General features: G+C 56.7%; 16 protein-coding genes. 7 read left to right on the forward strand and 9 right to left on the reverse strand.

Going from position 1 to position 17,867, the window contains the following annotated elements:
* Positions 1 to 226: 226 nt before the first annotated feature.
* Positions 227 to 1,567 carry an N-succinylarginine dihydrolase gene (astB, locus tag QUE41_RS14915; RefSeq protein WP_286339804.1) on the forward strand — a complete coding sequence of 447 codons (1,341 nt, stop codon included), beginning with the start codon at positions 227 to 229 and terminating at the stop codon, positions 1,565 to 1,567.
* 145 nt (positions 1,568 to 1,712) lie between these two features.
* Here astB and QUE41_RS14920 read toward each other — a convergent pair whose 3' ends face one another.
* Entirely contained in the window at positions 1,713 to 3,164 is a 1,452-nt protein-coding gene (locus tag QUE41_RS14920) for a DUF3360 family protein (RefSeq protein WP_286339805.1), read from the reverse strand.
* Between the two features lie 769 nt (positions 3,165 to 3,933).
* On the opposite strand from QUE41_RS14920, the gene QUE41_RS14925 reads away from it, so the two are divergent.
* Positions 3,934 to 4,881 (forward strand): IS1595 family transposase, encoded by a 948-nt coding sequence (locus tag QUE41_RS14925; RefSeq protein ID WP_286339410.1) that lies wholly within the window; start codon positions 3,934 to 3,936, stop codon positions 4,879 to 4,881.
* Positions 4,882 to 4,933: 52 nt separating this feature from the next.
* Here the strand turns inward: QUE41_RS14925 and bamC are convergent, their stop codons facing one another.
* The gene (bamC, locus tag QUE41_RS14930; RefSeq protein WP_286339806.1) at positions 4,934 to 6,019 is read right to left on the reverse strand and encodes an NlpB/DapX family lipoprotein; all 1,086 of its coding nucleotides are present in this window, start codon (positions 6,017 to 6,019) and stop codon (positions 4,934 to 4,936) included.
* 16 nt (positions 6,020 to 6,035) lie between these two features.
* The gene (gene dapA, locus QUE41_RS14935) at positions 6,036 to 6,911 is read right to left on the reverse strand and encodes a 4-hydroxy-tetrahydrodipicolinate synthase (RefSeq protein ID WP_286339807.1); all 876 of its coding nucleotides are present in this window, start codon (positions 6,909 to 6,911) and stop codon (positions 6,036 to 6,038) included.
* A 229-nt stretch (positions 6,912 to 7,140) separates the two neighbouring features.
* Between dapA and QUE41_RS14940 the strand changes: the two genes are divergently transcribed.
* Together QUE41_RS14940 and bcp are read left to right on the forward strand one after the other, a co-directional pair.
* Positions 7,141 to 7,683: a glycine cleavage system transcriptional repressor gene (locus QUE41_RS14940; protein ID WP_286339808.1), complete on the forward strand. Its 543-nt coding sequence runs from the start codon at positions 7,141 to 7,143 to the stop codon at positions 7,681 to 7,683.
* Positions 7,684 to 7,690: 7 nt separating this feature from the next.
* Positions 7,691 to 8,158 carry a thioredoxin-dependent thiol peroxidase gene (gene bcp, locus QUE41_RS14945; RefSeq protein ID WP_286339809.1) on the forward strand — a complete coding sequence of 156 codons (468 nt, stop codon included), beginning with the start codon at positions 7,691 to 7,693 and terminating at the stop codon, positions 8,156 to 8,158.
* A gap of 57 nt (positions 8,159 to 8,215) precedes the next feature.
* On the opposite strand, the gene QUE41_RS14950 is transcribed toward bcp, so the two are convergent.
* Both QUE41_RS14950 and htpX read right to left on the reverse strand, forming a co-directional pair.
* Positions 8,216 to 8,533 carry a cytochrome c3 family protein gene (locus QUE41_RS14950; RefSeq protein WP_028108817.1) on the reverse strand — a complete coding sequence of 106 codons (318 nt, stop codon included), beginning with the start codon at positions 8,531 to 8,533 and terminating at the stop codon, positions 8,216 to 8,218.
* A gap of 261 nt (positions 8,534 to 8,794) precedes the next feature.
* Entirely contained in the window at positions 8,795 to 9,673 is an 879-nt protein-coding gene (gene htpX / locus QUE41_RS14955; RefSeq protein ID WP_286339810.1) for a protease HtpX, read from the reverse strand.
* Between the two features lie 505 nt (positions 9,674 to 10,178).
* On the opposite strand from htpX, the gene pepE reads away from it, so the two are divergent.
* Positions 10,179 to 10,886, forward strand: coding sequence for a dipeptidase PepE (gene pepE, locus QUE41_RS14960; protein WP_286339811.1), 708 nt, complete (start codon positions 10,179 to 10,181; stop codon positions 10,884 to 10,886).
* A 79-nt stretch (positions 10,887 to 10,965) separates the two neighbouring features.
* On the opposite strand, the gene cobB is transcribed toward pepE, so the two are convergent.
* A complete protein-coding gene (cobB, locus tag QUE41_RS14965; RefSeq protein ID WP_286339812.1) occupies positions 10,966 to 11,697 on the reverse strand; it encodes a Sir2 family NAD+-dependent deacetylase in 732 nt (243 codons plus the stop codon).
* Between the two features lie 272 nt (positions 11,698 to 11,969).
* Here cobB and fur point away from each other — a divergent pair, with 272 nt between their 5' ends.
* Complete coding sequence (gene fur / locus QUE41_RS14970) at positions 11,970 to 12,392, forward strand: ferric iron uptake transcriptional regulator (protein ID WP_028108813.1); 423 nt, start codon at positions 11,970 to 11,972, stop codon at positions 12,390 to 12,392.
* Positions 12,393 to 12,454: 62 nt separating this feature from the next.
* Here the strand turns inward: fur and glnS are convergent, their stop codons facing one another.
* The 3 genes from glnS to QUE41_RS21580 form a co-directional block, all read right to left on the reverse strand.
* A complete protein-coding gene (glnS, locus tag QUE41_RS14975; RefSeq protein WP_286339813.1) occupies positions 12,455 to 14,128 on the reverse strand; it encodes a glutamine--tRNA ligase in 1,674 nt (557 codons plus the stop codon).
* Between the two features lie 230 nt (positions 14,129 to 14,358).
* The gene (feoB, locus tag QUE41_RS14980; RefSeq protein ID WP_286339814.1) at positions 14,359 to 16,611 is read right to left on the reverse strand and encodes a ferrous iron transport protein B; all 2,253 of its coding nucleotides are present in this window, start codon (positions 16,609 to 16,611) and stop codon (positions 14,359 to 14,361) included.
* Between the two features lie 3 nt (positions 16,612 to 16,614).
* Positions 16,615 to 16,845, reverse strand: a complete 231-nt coding sequence (locus QUE41_RS21580) for a FeoA family protein (RefSeq protein WP_353506852.1) — start codon at positions 16,843 to 16,845, stop codon at positions 16,615 to 16,617.
* Between the two features lie 375 nt (positions 16,846 to 17,220).
* Here QUE41_RS21580 and QUE41_RS14985 point away from each other — a divergent pair, with 375 nt between their 5' ends.
* Complete coding sequence (locus QUE41_RS14985; protein WP_028108810.1) at positions 17,221 to 17,823, forward strand: acetate uptake transporter; 603 nt, start codon at positions 17,221 to 17,223, stop codon at positions 17,821 to 17,823.
* Positions 17,824 to 17,867: the final 44 nt, after the last annotated feature.

Genomic DNA, 17,867 nt, shown 5'->3' on the forward strand with positions numbered 1-17,867 from the left:
TCCAATACAGAATTTTTTTGGGACTAGATTCGCATATAAAAAAATTACTAATGCAATGAGAGAGGCAACGCAAGTAATAGTTATGCAGATGTTACATCCGAGCGGCAGTTCCCCCCTTGTCCATCACAGTTTGCGCCTTATACTGTTGACTTTCTTCACCTGCTCGGTCAGCCCCTCCCAGGCACCGGGCAGAGAGGTTTAACTATAAATAAGCAAAGGAATTTTCATGCGAGCTTTTGAAGCCAACTTCGATGGCCTGGTAGGCCCTACCCACAACTACGCCGGTCTCTCCTTTGGCAACGTTGCCTCCCAGTCCAACGCTCAGGCGGTTTCAAATCCCAGGGCCGCGGCCCTGCAGGGCCTGGACAAGATGCTCTCGGTCCAGCAGCTGGGCATGGTGCAGGGGGTGTTGGCCCCCCAGCAGCGCCCGGACATCCACACCCTGAAGCAACTGGGCTTCTCCGGCAGCGATGGTGACATCCTGCAGAAAGCCTTCGATACCGCTCCGCACCTGCTGATGGCCTGTTACTCCGCCTCCAGCATGTGGACCGCCAATGCCGCCACCGTATCGCCCAGTGCCGACAGTGCCGACGGTAAGGTCCATTTCACCCCGGCCAACCTGGTGAACAAATTCCACCGGGCCATCGAGCATGGGGTGACCGGTCGCATCCTCAAGGCCACCTTCGCCGATGAGCAACGCTTTGCCCATCACGACGCCCTGCCAGCCCATGAGATGTTCGGCGATGAGGGAGCCGCCAACCATACCCGCCTGTGCCGGGATTATGGCCAGCAGGGGGTTCAGCTGTTCGTCTACGGCCAGCACGGCTCGGATCCCACCGCGCCCAAACCCAGCCTCTATCCGGCTCGTCAGACCCTGGAAGCCAGCCAGGCTGTGGCCAGGCTGCACCAGCTGAATGACCACAACACCGTGTTCATCCAGCAGAACCCGGATGTCATCGACCAGGGGGTATTCCACAACGACGTGATCGCCGTGGGCAACCACAACGTGTTGTTCTACCATGAGCAAGCCTTCCTGGACACCCAATCCAAACTGGAGGAGGTTCGCCGCAAGTTCGGCGACGGGGAGCTGCACTTCATCAAGGTGCCCACCGAGGCAGTCAGCATCGACAACGCGGTGAGAAGCTACCTGTTCAATACTCAGATCCTCACCCTGCCCAGCGGTGAGATGGTGATCATCGCCCCCACCGAGTGTCAGGAGAATGCCCAGGTGGCCGCCTACCTGGAGACCCTGGTGGCCCAGGACAACCCCATCGCCAAGGTGCACTTCTTCAACGTCAAACAGAGCATGCAAAACGGTGGCGGCCCCGCCTGTCTGCGCCTGAGGGTGGCGATGAACGAACGGGAGCTGGCCGGGGTGAATCAGGCCACGCTGATCAACCAGGCCAGCCACGCCAGCCTGAGCGCCTGGGTGAGCAAGCATTATCGCGACCAGCTGACCCTGAATGACCTGCGTGACCCGTCCCTGCTCAACGAGTCCCTCACCGCCCTGGATGAGCTGACTCAGCTGCTGAAACTGGGCAGCGTCTACCCCTTCCAGCGGGGATGACCCTTGAGGGCCCCTGTGGGGGCCCTGTGCCCTTTGCCGGCCCCAAAGCCCTTACCCGGCCGCTCCCCAGGCGGGAGTCCGGGCCTCAGACAAAAAAAACGGCCCCGATGGGGCCGCTTTTTCTCTCTCTCAATTCCCTAAGGCATTACAGCAGGGCTGGAATACCGGGCAGCTGACCCACCAGGGCCAGGGCGCCAACACAGATGATGAAGGCGATCAGAGGGATAACCAGACGGTCTGCGGTGGACAGCTTAGCGGAACGCTCCTTGTCACCAATCAGGCCCAGGTTATCCAGCAGCATGGTCAGAGCCCAACCAAATACTGGGTTTACGAAAGCACAGGAGAACATGCACACACCGGCACTCTGAGCGCTCTGGTTGTCACGTACCATCTGCATGCCCGCTTCCAGCAGAGGCAGAAATACACCCACCAGCAGGGCCACACGCAGTACAGGCTCCCACATGGCCAGATCCATGGGGTAACCCAAGACCGCAGCCAGCACACACATCACACCGGTCAGCAGGGCGCCGCCTGGGATAGGACGCTTGGCGATGGCCGCCGGAATCATGTAGGTACCCCAGGAGGAGGCGAGGTTACCGCCGCCCAGCACAGAACCTACGATCTGACGGATGGAGCACACGGTCATGGTGTCGTCCACGTTCATCAGAACGCCTTTGGCCTTCTTGGGATAGTTCAGCTCCTGGAATACGCGGTGGCCCAGGAAGTCCGGGGACCACATGGCCACCGCCAGGATGGCAAAAGGAATGACCGCGACGAAGTGGCTCAGCTCAGGCCAGCCCATCTGCCAACCGGTGTTCTCACCCCACCAGAAGAAGGGGCTCAGAGGCGGCAGACCGGGTTCGGTTACGAACTCGAAAGGCGTGCCCATGGCCCAGGCCACGGCACCGGCCAGGAAGGAACACAGAGGAATCGCCAGCCAGCGCATCTTCACCCGCGCCAGATAGGCGTAGATCACCACGGTGGCAAAAATTACGCCGAAGGAGACATAGCCCATGCCAATGCCGGAGGACCAGGCTTCCAGCTTGGTGATCTGGCCAACCAGACCAATGGCGCCCAGGTAGATGAGCAGGCCGCCCTTCACCCCTTCGCCGGTCATGGTCACCAGACGGGAGCCGCCTTTACTCCAACTGAGCAACAGGCCGAAGACGCCCACCATGATCCCCAGTGCGAGAGGGTGACCACCCGCAGCGGCAATCAGAGGAATCAGCGGAATCATCGGGCCGTGAGTACCGGCCAGGTTGGTATTGGGGTTCAGGATTGCTGAGAAGATGACTGCGAACAGGACACCCGCAATCAGCAGCTCGTAGCGAACGTTTTCGGCAATGAACTCGGGAGACAGACCGAACTGGGCAGCGAAGGCCGCCGCCATGGCAGTCACCATTACCACCTTACCGATGGTAGCGGCGAGAGCCGGAATCAGATCTTCGAACTCAATGCCGAAATCGCGAAACGGCAGGTGCACACGCCAGCGCCGGAAGTTCATGATGGTCAGTTCGTTTTCGAGATAGCTCTGACGATTCTCGAAGGAACTGGCCGGCTTGTGGCGGTCCTTATAGGAAGCAGTTTGTGTTGACATCGATAACCTCTGGGGATTAATCCAACAGTTAGCTGGAGAAATGGCTGACCACTATTTCCGCAACAGTCGGCTTACATTTCATTTTCGTTGTCGTCGAATTCTAGTTAGACGCATTCTGCAAATCAAACAGTGGAATTCAGGCTCTAATCTCACCAAAACTTTATCGACGCTCATTCATCCAAAGGGCCAAATACCTAAATCTGACATTTTAATTTCATATATATCAGTCACATAAATTCATTTAACGACCAATATAACCAAAAGTTAGTTTGTGATAGATTGTGCCTATAATCGAATGTATATCAATGAATTAGCGCAAAACCATGTAGCCCAATTGTAACGAAGGCTCTTTTTTAACTTGAAATGGATCACGAAAATTAGCAGTGGATGATCTGGTTCGAAAAAGGGGGTGGGATTGAGGAAAACGCGCAGCTCAAAAGGGAGTCAACCAGAAGTTAAATGTGATCTTCAGCGGGCAAACTTGAATTATCTTGCCAAAGGTCACAATTATGACATCTCGCATAATCCTTTTATTACTCCTAAGGGATGTCTGCTTACCTTTCAGGCGATTCGGCGTTTACAGGCTGATTTTGTCTCCCCCGGGCAACAGGAATGAACCAGCTTTGTTACAAATCAAACCATTAGCCAACATGCGCTGAGAATGCCCTTTTGCCTCCACTCAAAACACTAAGGCAAAAAAAATGGCTGTGTCTGCGTTAATTGTTGAGGTTCTATAATTAGGGTAACTCTTTGATAGAGAGGGCCCGTTATGGATAGTTCAGCTTTTGCCCGTATCCTGCGTTCCCTGCCTGAGCTTACGCCCAGTCAACGAGAACAGCTCCTTACTCATGTGCGCTTCGATGCTCCTGCCGTCGTGGCGCTACTCATTGAAAACCATCCTAAAGACTGTCCACATTGCCACGAGGAAGCTCTACGCCCTTGGGGCTCAAGCCATGGTCTGCCTCGATTTCGGTGCCGTGCCTGTGGCAAAACCTCTAACCCATTGACTGGCACACCATTGGCACGATTGCGCATGCGCGAACGCTGGTTGGAGTACGCACTTTGCTTAAACGATGGCTTGACCGTTCGCCGAGCTGCAGCCCAATGCCAAGTTAATAAAAACACTGCGTTTTTGTGGCGACATCGATTTCTGAAATTGATAGCTGACATGCGCCCTGAAAAGGAGCACGGCATTGTTGAAGCCGATGAAACCTTCTTTTTGAAATCGTACAAAGGGCAACGCAACCTCCCCTGGCCAGCGCGTCAGCGTGGTGGTGTCAGCAAGACCAAAGGCGGTGGTAGTGAAGACCAGGTATCGGTCCTAATAGTGCGCGATAGGTCGGGTAAGACGGCGGACTACATGCTGAAAAAACTGGATGCAGCACATGTCACGACGGCTTTGGACTCGATTCTGGACAAGGATGCCTGTCTGTGTACTGACCGTGCTGGCGTTTATCTGTCTTACGCAAAATCAAAGAGAATCAGACACGAGCCTATCAAGGCATCAGGCCCGCGCAGGCGAGGTCCCTTCCACATCCAGAACGTAAACGCCTACGACAGCCGGTTGAAAGGGTGGATATCAAGGTTTAGAGGGGTGGCGACCAAGTATTTAGGAAACTACTTGGGCTGGCACAGAATGCTGGACCGGCATAAGTACCGACCCAGCTCTGAGCAGTGCCTGTTCGAAGCTGTTGGGTGGGGTTCAACAGTTACTTAGGACACAGCCAAAAAAATCCCCGCCGAAGCGGGGATTGCTATTAACTGCTGGTTTACAACGATCTTACGTTACGCTGCATATACTCGGAGAACTGCTCATACAGAGAGCTCACCAGTTCGCCCTCCAGGGCAACGCCATCGGCGTCCTGAAGCAGGATCTGAGTGCCCTGCTCCACCTCGGTCAGCTTGACCCGGTATGCCCCTGAGGTCAGCGCCAGGATGTCGTTATTGCCCCACAGGTTGGCCCAGAAGCCCTCATTGGGATCATAGTCCACGTAATAGGTGCCCTGGCTCTTGTCCAGATCCTTCACGGTAAACCCAAGCACCGGCAGAACCCGGTCCAGTCGGCTCCACACCCGCTCGAAGCCGGCTTCGGTCTCAAAGGCAGTGTTGCCGTCGGCATCGGTGACCAGACTCAGGGCCATCCCTTCCGCGCGCTCCAGGTCCCGCAGCTTGTTCTGCTGGGTCTGCTTGAAGTTCATGTAGGAGATGGCGTTGTTCAGCATGTCGATGGTGTAGCGGCGCTTATCGGAGTCGGTCAGGGCTATGTCCTGATCCTGCTGATCGACAAACTCCTCATGCTCGAGCAGTTCAATGGTCAGAGAGCCGGTATGGCCGTTGTCGCGCACCTGCACTTCAAATCCATAGCGCTGGCGCATCTTGTACTGCTCTTTGCTCCACCAGGAGCCGCCCAGTTCCTCGACCACCTCGATCCAGTCGGTGTCCACCTTACCCTGGAGGTCGTCCTGGCTGGCAATGCCGATCTTCTTGTGCTCAAGAAACTCGGTCAGGTTGGCCATGATCTGTTGTTTCAGATTGACGTCGTCCCGCTGATTTTCCACCAGCACGGTGACGCTGTCGGCGCTTTCCTGCAGCCGCACCCCTTCTCCCAGGGGCAACACCTGCAGAGGAGAACGCACATCAACCCTGGCGCCGAGAATCCGGTCGCCGGTCGCAGGAGCAGGAATCACGAATTCGCTGCTCACCTTGGGGGGATTCAGCCCTTCGGGCACCACCAGCGGCACCGGCTCAGGCTGCTCAAGGTAGTTGTAGTTGCCCTCGGCCTGACGCCGCTCAAGAGGGGTGGAACATCCGGCCAATGCCGATACCACCAGCACCCCCAATAAAACTCGCTTCATTCTTTTTTCCTTATTATCAGACACCGGCCTGAGCCAGTGCTTCACGCACCGTGTCGTGGTGCGCTTCGGACAATGTTGTCAGCGGCAGACGCAGATCTGCCAGGGGCATCTTGCCCATCTCAGCCAGGGCCCACTTCACAGGGATGGGGTTGGCTTCGGTAAACAGGGCGCTGTACAGGCCGGTCATCTTGTCGTTGTGCTCCGCGGCGGCGGTGCGGTCACCTTCGGCGGCGGCGGCGCACATCGCCTTGAACACACCAGGGACCACGTTGTTGGTCACGGAGATCACCCCATGGCCACCGAGGAGAATGAACTCCATCGCCGTGGCGTCATCGCCACTGAGCAGCAGGAAGTCGTCCCGGCACAGCTCCTTGAGCTTGGCCACCCGAGAGAGGTCTCCGGTAGCCTCTTTGATTCCAATAATCCCAGGAAGTTTCGACAACTCTGCCGCCGTTTCCGGCAACAGGTCGCAACAGGTTCGGCCAGGGACGTTGTAGAGGATGATCGGCTTGGCCGCCACCTCGGCGATGGCAGTGTAGTGGGCCACCAGACCCGCCTGAGTCGGCTTGTTGTAATAGGGGGTTACAGACAGGGTGCCGTCCACGCCCACCGCCTCACAGGCCAGGGTGAGGTCAATGGCTTCCTGGGTGGCGTTGGCACCGGCACCGCCGATCACCTTGACCCGGCCATCCACGGCTTTGACCACCGCTTCCACCACCTCTATATGCTCTTTCGGGTTCAGAGTCGCGGACTCACCTGTGGTTCCCACCGCCACGATGGCGTCGGTTCCCTGCTCGATATGAAACTCAACCAACGCGTTTAAGGCGTTGAAATCGACGGCGCCATCCTCATTAAATGGGGTGACCAAGGCAACAATACTTCCGCTAAACATCTTCCGAATTCCCTAGACCATTGAGCAAGCTATGGTACTTGTGGCCAGGGGCATTGACAAGGTCAGGGACCGCCTGGGCAGGCTCAGGGCCCGGGGGCTTGGGCCAGTACGGTTAACTCATAACCTTTATTGATAAGTTTTTCTCATGATTGGAGGGAAGCAACTGTGCTAGGATGATTGACCGATATAAAAGCAATAACAAGTTATTACCTGCCAAGTAAGGACCACCATGACCCAGTATCTTGCGGTAACGGCTATGGGGACCGACCGTCCTGGCATAGTGAATCAGTTGGCCAAGCTCACCGCCAGTTGTGACTGCGACATCATCGACAGCCGCATGGCGACCTACGGCAATGAGTTCAACCTGATTATGCTGGTAGCGGGCAGTCACACTGCCATTACTCTGATGGAAAACCAGTTACCCGCCAAGGCGGCGGAACTGGATCTGCTCACCATCACCAAACGGACCAGTGAACACGTTCCACAGAACCACATCGCCCGGCTGGCGGTGGAGTACTCCGGGGAAAACCGCCGCGGCACCATGAAGCAGATCACCCAGTGTCTGGAAGACCTGGGCCAGGATCTGGCCGGTATGCGGACACATGCGGACGCCGACGAAAATGGCGCGGCCCTGCAGCAACTGGAACTGTTCATCAATATCCCGGAAGGCACAGACACCGACCATCTGGAGGTGCAGCTGAGGGAACTGGGTGATCAGATCGGCCTGGACTGCCGTATACGGCGAATGGATCTCAACGAAAATACCAACTAGGGACGTTATGCAACCACTTCAACCCGGTGCCCAAGCACCCGATTTCACTCTGCACAACCAGAACGATGAAGCGATCACCCTGGCGGATCTGCGCGGCAAGCGGGTTCTGGTCTACTTCTACCCCAAGGCGATGACCCCCGGCTGTACCGTTCAGGCCTGCAGCCTGCGTGACACCAAGGCGGAGCTGGATGCCCTCAACACCGTGGTGTTGGGGATCAGCCCGGACCCGGTCAAGCGCCTGGCCAAGTTCATCGACCGAGACAACCTCAACTTCGATCTGCTCTCCGACGAAGACCATGCGGTGGCCGACCTGTTTGGCGTCTGGGGTCCCAAGAAGTTTATGGGGCGCGAATACGATGGCATCCACCGCCTCAGCTTCCTCATCGACGAGCAGGGCAAGGTGGCTCACAGGTTCGATAAGTTCAAAACCAAAGACCACCACGAAGTGGTGCTGAACTACCTCAAAGAACTCTGAATTCAGAGATAAAAAAACCCGCCAACAGGCGGGTTTTTTCTGACTGGCGCCACTGAATTAACCAGCGGTGCGGCCGTCATCATGACAGGCATCACAAGCGGGACGGCTGCCCACTTCGTCTTCGTGCATCATGTGACAGTCGGTGCACTCCAGCATGCCATCGTGGGCAGGGTGTGGAGCTTCCATATCCGCCAGGCCACCGTGACAGTCGGCACAGGCAGCAGCTTCGTGGGCACCATCTTCAGAAGGCGCACCGTCGGCATGACAGGTTTCGCAGCCGGACATCTCGGCATGCATATCGGCCAGTACGTCGGCAGCGGCGGCACTGAAGGCCAGCCCCATGCCAAACATGGCGCACAGCAGTTGCTTAAACATTATTCTCATCCTCACACGCATTAAAGGCGGTCAGACCGCCAGTTTTTTTTGTCTCCAAATAACCTAGTTGATCAACATCAACCCTGCAATCGGAGGCGGGCTAACTTTATCAGCTAAGCACCGCGGAAAATGCCGCTCAGATCAAAAAAAGAGGGGGAAATTTGTTGCAGGTGTCTAAATTTACAAACTAATTCTATTTAGCTCATAGAAACAAAACAGGCGGCCTTTTGGCCGCCTGTAGTGTCGGATTATCACCCGATTTTACGCAGAAGCCTGCAGTTGGGCGATGCGCTTCTCCAGCGGAGGGTGACTCATCAGCAGTTCGCTCATGCTCTTCTTACCGCTGATGCCAAAGGCCGCCATGGTGGCCGGCATCTGACTTTCCTGACCGCCACGCAGCCTCTCCAGGGCGGCGATCATCTTATGACGGCCGGCCAGGGCTGCGCCTCCGGCGTCGGCCCGATACTCACGCTGACGTGAGTAGTACATCACGATGAAGGAGGCCAGAATGCCAAACACCATCTCCAGCACCATGGAGACCAGGAAGTAGGTCATGTAACTGGCTTCCTCGCCACCGCCCTCTTCGTCGCCGCCAATCACATTGCTGACGGTACCGGCGATCATCCGGGCGATGAAGATTACGAAGGTGTTCACCACCCCCTGGATCAGCGCCATGGTCACCATGTCACCGTTGGCGACGTGACTGACTTCGTGAGCCAGGACCGCTTCCACCTCATCCCGGTTCATGCCGTACAGCAAGCCTGTGGACACCGCCACCAGAGAGTTGTTGCGGCTTGGGCCTGTAGCAAAGGCGTTCATGTCGGGGGAGGAGTAGACCGCCACCTCGGGCATCTTGATGCCGCTGCGACGGGCCTGGTCAGCCACGGTATCCAGCAACCAGGCTTCGGTCTCGTCCCTGGCCTGTTCAATCACCTGCAGGCCCATGGAGCGCTTGGCAATCCACTTGGACATCTGCAGAGACAGAAGGGAACCACCAAAGCCGAACACCAGAGCCAGCATCAGGATGCCGCCCATGCTGTGGAACTCAATCCCCAGTGCCGACGTCAGCACGGACAGAACAATACCCAACACCAGCACCACAGCCAGGTTAGTCGCCAGGAACAACAGTATGCGTTTCATTGATTCTCCTAAAAACACAAGGTTCAAAGGTGGCCACTCCGGCCACCTCTGTATAGACAGTATTTGGGGGTGAAGAGTCCCCTCTTCAAGGCCGGGTAGCTACGGAAAAGTCATATCAATAGCTCGACTAAATCGAGCAATTGGCAACTTATCCTTGAAAAGCACAGTGTATAAGGCCAAGGCTGAACCCTGGCTGTCGCGTCCATCCAGCCAGAGAAGAAAAAGCCACCGTTGGGGGCGGTGGCTTTTGACAGTGGTTTGGGAAACCAAATCGTATCGAAATACAGTATATGCCACAGAACTCATTGTTCAACCACAAGATGCGCCACAATCTAACTTTTGGTCTATATTTATATAACAATTAATTCTCATGTCGCTGGCAGCTTGGCATCCTGCCCTATCCTTTTGATCCCTAAACGTTTTTAATCTTTCTGGAATTGTTGCAGACATCTTGTGGTTTTGGCTTTATTATCAGGTGGATAGCGCCAATTAAGGAATCAGCTTCATGAGTCAGTCCATCCTGCTGCTGAGCAGCTCCCGAGCCGGGGATACCCCCTACCTGAGCCACGCCCTGCCCATGCTGGAAAAGATAATGAGCCCCGGCAGTCGCTGGTTGTTTATCCCCTATGCTGGCGTCAGCATCAGCTACGATGATTACCACCAGAAGGTGGTGGAAGCCTTAGGCGGCCTTGGCTGCCAACTGGTCAGTGCCCACGAAACCCCGGACCCGGTGGTCGCCCTGGAAGAGGTTGACGGTGTCATTGTGGGTGGCGGCAATACCTTCCACCTGCTCCATGAACTCTACCGCCATGGCCTGGTGGAGGCGATTCGGGACAAGGTGAACAATGGCATGCCCTACATTGGCTGGAGCGCAGGCTCCAATGTGGCAGGCAAGTCCATTCGCACCACCAACGACATGCCCATTATTGAGCCCCCCAGCTTCGAGGCGCTGAACCTGGTGCCCTTCCAGGTGAACCCCCATTACACCGACTACCAGCCTCCGGGTCACAACGGTGAGACCCGGGCCGATCGTCTGCGGGAGTTTACCTGTGTCGACCCCCTCTCCCCGGTGGTGGGCATCTGCGAAGGCAGTGCCATCCGCCGTCAGGGCGACGCCCTGGTGCTTCAGGGAGAGCTGGAGGCCTACCTGTTTGAAGGCACCACTCAGAAGCAGCCCATCGAACCAGGCAGTGACATCAGCTTCCTGCTGTAGGGATCGCCAGACTCCAACAACAAGAGGGCTCATCGCGAGCCCTCTTTGTTTATTGGTCCCTTGTTGAGTCGAGGCCGTCTCAGCGGCCCTGCAGCTGCTCGAGAGACTGGCCTGAGGCGATGGCCGACACCAGCCTGGGCACCATCTCACCGGCTCTGCCCTGAAGGTGATACTGAAACTGGCTGTGCACCTCAGAGGGCTCCAGATTCACCTCAATGGTGTGGGCATGAGCCTGGCTGGCCATCTCCACGAAGCCGGCAGCGGGATACACGGTGCCAGAGGTGCCGATGGAGATAAAGAGATCGCAGTCGGACAGGGACTGGTAGATGCGGTTCAGTTGCAGAGGCATCTCGCCAAACCACACCACATGAGGTCGCAGGGGCTCCCCGGGGATGCAGCAGGTACAACAGTTGTCTTCGGCAAAGGGCTGGGCCATGGGAAACACCTGCTGACTGCGGGGACAGCGGGCCTTGGCCAGTTCGCCATGCATGTGGATCACCCGCCGGCTGCCGGCGCGTTCATGGAGGTTGTCGATGTTCTGGGTGATCAGGGTCAGTTCCACTCCCTCGATGGCCTCCAGCTCGGACAACGCCAGGTGAGCCGGATTGGGCTCAACCTTGCCATTTCTCAGCTGGTCCCAGCGAGCGTTGTAGAAAGCACGCACCAGTTCCGGGTTGCGCTCATACCCCTCCGGGGTGGCCACATCCTCGATATTGTGCTGCTCCCACAGACCATCTTCGGCGCGGAAGGTCTTGAGGCCGGACTCGGCGGAGATGCCCGCACCGGTAAGTACCACTATCTTTTTATACATCCAGTCTTCCCTGAGGTGACACAGTGGAGCTGACATCAGGCAGTGAGTCAGCTCTCACTCCCCTTTTTACCTTGTCGGTGCGCCAGATTCCAGCCTGATTAAAATTTCACCCCTTTTCGGAGTGTTATTTGCCTTTTCCAGCAGCAGTTTTTGCCATAAGCTCCGGATATTCGCAAATACCTGCATTATCGAAGGTTTAATGTTGAAGGCAAGCTACCTATAATGGTCTAATTAGTAAATGTCAGCCCACTGACTTCAAGCAAGAGAATGCTATGACGGACGAAAACCAAGCACTAAAGAAAGCTGGACTGAAGGTCACCCTGCCCAGAGTGAAGATTCTGGAGTTGTTGCAGCACCCAGGCAATCAACACATCAGCGCAGAAGACCTTTACAAGCTTCTGCTGGACCAGGGAGAGGAGATCGGCTTGGCAACGGTCTACCGGGTTCTCAACCAGTTTGACGATGCCGGTATCGTGACCCGCCACCATTTCGAAAGCGGTAAAGCGGTGTTTGAACTGGCCACTCAACATCATCATGACCACCTGGTTTGCCTCGATTGCGGCAAAGTGGTGGAGTTCAGTGATGAGGTGATTGAGCAGCGCCAGCACGAGATCGCGCAAAAGCACAACATTAAGCTGACCAACCACAGTCTCTATCTGTACGGCGTCAGCACCGACGGTAAGTGTAACCACTGATACCGTCACAACAGGCATAAAAAAAGCGGAGCCGTGGCTCCGCTTTTTTTATGGATGGGCGGTTAGCCGCCCATCTTGGCCCAGGTGTCCCGCAGGCCGACGGTGCGGTTGAACACCAGCGCATCCGCCTTGCTGTCGACGCTGTCGGCACAGAAGTAACCGGTACGTTCAAACTGGAACGCCTTCTCCGCTTCGGCAGAGGTCAGGCTGGGCTCAGCGTAGCCGTGACGCACCACCAGGGACTCTGGGTTGATCACCGCTTCGAAATCCTCGGCCGCGCCGGGGTTCTCTACGGTGAACAGGCGGTCGTAGAGGCGGAACTCGGCAGGCACGCCGGCTTCGGCAGACACCCAGTGAATCACCCCTTTTGGCTTGACGCCGTCGGCAGGGTCCACACCCAGGGAGTCCAGATCCACAGAGCAGTAGATGGCGGTCACCTTGCCCTCGTCGTCCTTCTCAACCCGCTCGGCGGTCACCACATAGGCGCCACGCAGACGCACCTTCTTGCCCAGAACCAGACGCTTGAACTTCTTGTTGGCCTCTTCACGGAAATCTTCCGCTTCGATCCAGATCTCCCGGGAGAAGGGCACGTCGCGGCTGCCCATGGACTCATCGGAGGGATGGTTGGCTACCGTCAGGGTTTCCACCTGGCCTTCAGGGTAGTTTTCCAGTACCACCTTCACCGGATCCAGTACCGCCATGGCACGGGGCGCGTTCACGTTCAGGTCATCACGGATGCAGGACTCCAGGGACCCCATCTCGATGGTGTTCTCCTGCTTGGTCACGCCGATGCGCTTGCAGAACTCACGGATGGACGCCGGGGTATAGCCTCGACGACGCAGGCCTGAAATGGTGGGCATACGGGGATCGTTCCAGCCATCCACCAGGTTTTCGGTCACCAGGGCGTTCAGCTTGCGCTTGGACATCACGGTGTATTCCAGGTTCAGACGGCTGAACTCGTACTGACGTGGCTGACACTCGATGCTGATGTTTTCCAGAACCCAGTCATACAGGCGACGGTTGTCCTGGAACTCCAGGGTGCACAGGGAGTGGGTAATGTTCTCCAGGGCATCGGAGATGCAGTGAGTGAAGTCGTACATGGGGTAGATGCACCACTTATCACCGGTCTGGTGGTGGTGGGCAAACTTCACCCGGTAGAGGACGGGATCCCGCATCACCATGAAGGAGGAGGCCATGTCGATCTTGGCGCGCAGACACACCTTGCCCTCGGGGAACTCACCGTTGCGCATCTTCTCGAACAGCGCCAGGTTCTCCTCGACACCGCGGTCGCGGAAGGGGCTTGGCTTGCCGGGTTCGGTCAGGGTGCCGCGGTATTCGCGGATCTGCTCTGGGGTCAGCTCATCCACGTACGCCAGTCCCTTCTCGATCAGCTCGATGGCGTAGCCATACAGCAGATCAAAGTAGTCCGACGAATAGTGGATGTCACCGTCCCACTGGAACCCAAGCCAGCGAACGTCTTCCTTGATGGACTCTACGTACTCGACATCCTCCTTCTCAGGATTGGTGTCGTCGAAACGCAGGTTGCACTTGCCCTGGTAATCCTGGGCAATGCCGAAATTCAGGCAGATGGACTTGGCATGACCGATATGGAGATAACCGTTGGGCTCAGGGGGGAATCGGGTTTGCACTGCACTGTGCTTTCCTGAGGCCAAATCGGCATCGATGATGTTGCGAATAAAGTTGCTTGGACGAACCTCGTTGTCCGGCTGGGTCATGATTGCCCTCGACTCACTTCAACTAAAAACAGTAAACGGCTAATGATCCACTATCCCCGGGGCGGGAGCAAGACCCAATCACCGATAGCAACAGGAGTTTTCCGGATTTTTTGTCAGAATCTGCCCTCACCCGCTTCCCTGAGGTTTAGCCCAATAGCTCTCAAGGGTCAAAACAGAAAAAGGCAGCCCGGAGGCTGCCTTCAATCGCTTAGGGAGAATTAAAGCGAATCTTACTCTTTGATGGCCACCGGAATGTCGCCCACCCCCATCTGGCTGCGCTTGCCGACCCGTCTCAGGTAAGCGATGCCCGCCACCAGAATCACCACAATGATGCCAATGTGCATCAGGGCGTGAGCCGGTTCCACCGTCAGGCGGGAAGCCTGGTAGAACAGGGTGGCGGTGGCGTAGGCCACCACGAAGGTGTACACGGCACTGAAGGTGGTCCAGCGACCGCCAAACTCGCCGGCCATGGCACCCAGCACCGCCGCACACGGCGTGTACATCAAGATAAACAGCAGGTAGGCGAAGGCCGCGGCCCCGGTTTCAAACTGAGCCTTGAGGTTCTTCAGGGTGGCCGCTTCGAAGCCGTACTCTTCGCCCATTGTGTCCACGTCCTGAGCATCACCGATGTTCAGTCCCAGGGGGTCATCCCAGGCGATGCCAAACATGTTTTCGGGAATGGTGGCCAGACCCTCGTTGACGGCACCCAGCAGGCTGAACTCCGCCGCTTCCTCTTCACCGGACTGGCTGTAGAGGCTGTTCAGGGTACCGACCACGGCTTCCTTAGCGAAGATACCGGTGATCACCCCAACGGTGGCGGGCCAGTTCTCCTCTTTAACCCCCATGGGGTCAAACACCGGGGTCACAATCTGAGCCGCTGCGGAGAGCACGGAATTTTCGGAGTCCTGGTTGCCAAAGCTGCCGTCGGTACCCATGGAGTTGAAGAAACTCAGGATGGTCACCACGATCACGATGGTCTTACCGGCGCCCAGGACAAACTGCTTGGTGCGCTGCCAGGTGCGACGACCGATGGCACTCAGGGTGGGCATCTCGTAGTCAGGCAGCTCCATGAAGCCCTGACTGGCATCGCCGGGCAGCAGGGTGTGGCGCAACAGCAGGCCGGTGAGAATCGCCGCCGCAATGCCGATGATGTACAGGGCAAACACCAGGTTCTGACCGTTTTCCGGGAAGAACGCCGCCACAAACAGGGCGTATACCGGCAGTCGGGCACCACAGGACATGAAGGGCGCCATCATGGCAGTGACGATACGCTCACGCTTGGTGTCCAGGGTCCGGGTGGCGGTCACCGCAGGTACGTTACAGCCAAAGCCGACAATCAGGGGAACGAAGGCTTTACCGGGCAGACCAATCTTCTGCATCACCCCTTCGATGACGAAACCGGCGCGGGCCAGGTAACCGGACACCTCGAGGATACTCAGGGCGATATAAAGGAAGGCCACCACAGGGATGAAGGTCGCCACCGTCTGGATACCGGCACCCACGCCGTCGGAGAGGATGGCGCCAACCCAGTCAGGCATGCCCGCGGCGTTCAGCAGCAGGGCCGAGCCGTCAACAAAGAGCGCACCGGCCACAATATCGAAGAAATCGATGAAGGAGGCGCCCACATTGATGGCAAACATAAAGGTCAGATACATCATGCCCAGGAAGATGGGCACCCCGGTCATGGGGCTCAATGCGTAATGATCCAGCTTTTCGGTCATGGAATCGATGACGGAAGGTTTGGAGACGATGGCTTTGACCAGGTCGCCGATGAACTGGTAGCGACAGTCGGCGATGTGTTCGGCGGGAGAGATCTCCTGAGCCAGCAGTTTGTTGCCAGCCTGAATTGCCTCATCATCGCTTTGCGACAGCAGGCGGGTGATGGCGCTGGCGCGGCTGCCGCCCATCTCCTGCAGCGACTGCTCTACCTCTGCACCCAGATGGATATCCAGGGGCTGGCTCTGAGTGCCGGCCTTGGCCATCTCGGTAATGGCATCCTTCACCGCCTGAGGACCATTTTCCGTCTTGGCGCTGATCTGAATGACGCGACAGCCCAGGCGCTGGCTCAGGGCTTCGGTGTTGACCTGAACGCCGCGGCGCTCGGTGACATCGCCCTTGTTCAGCACCAGCAGCATGGGAACATTGAGTTCACGCAGTTGGGTGGTGAGATAGAGGTTGCGCTCCAGCTGGGATACGTCCACCACATTGATCAGCAGATCAATCTCCTGACCCAGCAGGTAATCGCGGCTGATCTTTTCATCGATGAAGCCTTCGCCGTCGGCGGCTTCCAGGTCGTACAGGCCAGGCAGATCGGTGATCTCCACGGCGCGGCCGTCGAGCTCGATCTTGCCGACCTTCTTATCGACGGTGACGCCGGCCCAGTTGCCGACAGAGACGTTGTTACCGGTGAGAGCGTTAAACAGGGTGGATTTGCCGGAGTTAGGATTACCTACGGCAACACAGCGCACTACTTGTTGAGACATCAATTAAACCTCTACGTGGATCTGTGCAGCCAGGCGATTGTTCAAACAGAGGCTGGCGCCTCGGACCTTAAGCTGGACAGCACCACCCAGAGGAGCAGAGCGAACCATTCTGACTTCACTGCCTTTGGTGAAGCCAAGCGCCATCAGACGACGCTTAAGAGAGAGTGACATGGATTGATCGCCAAGACGAACAACACTGCAACTTTGTCCCAGACCCAACTCTGATAAAACCATTGTGCTACCTGTTTCTAAATGGGAATTGCTATCATTTGCAGTTAAGTATACACAACCTTATGGAAAAATCCTTGACCTAGTTCGCCGTTTTTTACCTCAAATGGAAATAATTCCTGTTTTCCAGCCAACCATGAACCCAGGTCACCCAGACCACGGGCCAGAAGCCCATGGTGGCGGGATTTCCGGCAATTTTTTGCGGAGCTGGGTCACACCTAAGTAAATAACACTCAAATCGGGTTCAAAGTTTTTCTAATCCCCTGAATTTACTGGCCTGAATGTGATTCCGTTCACATTAGCGCCACAGCAACCCGATCAATAATCCTCGCGTTTTCAACCGTTTACTCTACATCTTATTAACAAAAATTAGGTGAATTTATGAACCGCGCTCACGCAAATCCCGCGCCACTGGGTCTGATGGGATTCGGCATGACCACCATACTGCTGAACATCCATAACGCCGGGTTCTTCCCCATCGATGGCATGATTCTGGGTATGGGTATCTTCTTTGGCGGCATCGCTCAGATCATCGCCGGCATTATGGAGTACCGCAACGGCAACACCTTCGGTACCACAGCTTTCACCGCTTATGGCTCCTTCTGGCTGACTCTGGTTGCCCTGATCATGCTGCCCAATATGGATGTGGGCGTCGCAGCCAGCCCTCACCACTTCATGGGTTGGTATCTGAGCCTGTGGGGCCTGTTCACCGGCTTCATGTTCATCGGCACCCTGGCCAACTACCCCAGGGTCAAGCAGTTTATCTTCGGTTCTCTGACCGTCCTGTTTTTCCTGTTGGCCGCCCGCGACTTCACCGGCAGCGCCCTGATTGGCACCATCGCCGGTTACGAGGGCATCGTCTGTGGTGGCGCCGCCTTCTACCTGGCCATGGCCACCATCATTAACGCCGAGTTTGGCCGCACCGTGCTGCCCATCGGTGATTGGAAAAGCCGTGCTTCCGTAGGGCGTGCCGCCCTGGCCTGATGCAGGTTCAGCCATTAAAAAAGCCGCCCAACGGGCGGCTTTTT

The organism is Ferrimonas sp. YFM, from assembly GCF_030296015.1.
Classification (GTDB): Bacteria; Pseudomonadota; Gammaproteobacteria; order Enterobacterales; family Shewanellaceae; genus Ferrimonas.